The organism is Anaeromyxobacter sp. SG64 (assembly GCF_022690745.1).
Taxonomy (GTDB): Bacteria; Myxococcota; Myxococcia; order Myxococcales; family Anaeromyxobacteraceae; genus Anaeromyxobacter; species Anaeromyxobacter soli.
Map to the genome: position 1 here is coordinate 1 of NZ_JALCZB010000206.1, position 928 is coordinate 928.

Annotated in this window: 1 protein-coding gene and 1 pseudogene; one reads left to right on the forward strand and one right to left on the reverse strand. The window is 75.1% G+C overall.

All coding sequences use genetic code 11. The annotated features are described in order from the left end of the window. Positions 1 to 283: 283 nt before the first annotated feature. Positions 284 to 634 carry a DsrE family protein gene (locus MNZ29_RS24100; RefSeq protein WP_242341611.1) on the reverse strand — a complete coding sequence of 117 codons (351 nt, stop codon included), beginning with the start codon at positions 632 to 634 and terminating at the stop codon, positions 284 to 286. A gap of 49 nt (positions 635 to 683) precedes the next feature. Between MNZ29_RS24100 and MNZ29_RS24105 the strand changes: the two are divergent. Further along, positions 684 to 928, forward strand: a pseudogene (locus MNZ29_RS24105) (RNA-binding protein); the annotation flags it as partial.

A 928-nucleotide genomic window follows, 5' to 3' on the forward strand; every position in this document is an offset into this window, starting at 1 on the left:
CGGTGGCCACCGCCGGGACCGAGGAGAGGCTCCCCCCCGGCGCGGTCGCCCGGCCGAGCCAGAACCCGCCCGCGAGCGCGAGGAGAAGGGAGATACCGAGGAGGACGGCCAGGAGGCCTCCCCGCGAGGAACGGGGCGTGCGCGACGGCGGCGGATCGATCGACAGGCTGACCATGGGGACTCCGGAGGGGGAAGCAAAAGAGACGAACGCGCAGGAGTGGCGCTCTCTTCCGGGGTCCTGCGCGGCACCTGAGGGGTTCCCCGCTCGCCCCCCTCCCACGGGCTAGAAGAAGAAGCGATCGACGACCCCGCGACTCCACTCGATGACGGTCGGCCAGCCCACCACCGCGTCGAGCGCCTGCTCGGCGGCGTCGAGCGGCACCTTCTCCTCGACCACGCTCGCGCTGCAGGCGACGAGGCGGCACGCGCCCGCAGCACGCGCCTGGTGGAGGAGCGCCCCCGGCTCGTCGGGCTCGGCGTCGTGCGCGGCCACGACCGCCGGGACCGCCTGCCCGAACAGGTAGACGTCCACCCGATCCCCCATGGACGCGGCGGCGAGGGCGCAGGAGCCGGCGAGGCGGAGGGCGCCAGGGTCGGCGTGCGAGAGGAAGACGGCCACGCGGCGATCGGGCATCCGGCCACTCATACGCGGATCACGGGGGCTCTGCTATAAGACGCCCGCCATGTCCGAGGAGAAGAAGCCCGAATCTGGCCCGGTGGTGATCCGCAAGGGCCACGTGAAGCCTCCGCAGCCCGGCGAGAAGATCGAGGCGCCGCAGGAGGAGCGGCTCGCGCCAGCGCCACAGCGCGACGCGCGCCCGCTCTGGCAGCGCGTGGCCGAGGAGAAGTCCGGCGGCGGCCGCGGTGCGCCGTCCTCCGGCCCCGGCCCGCGCCGCGGACCGCCGCGCGGCGATCGCCCGCAGCGCGG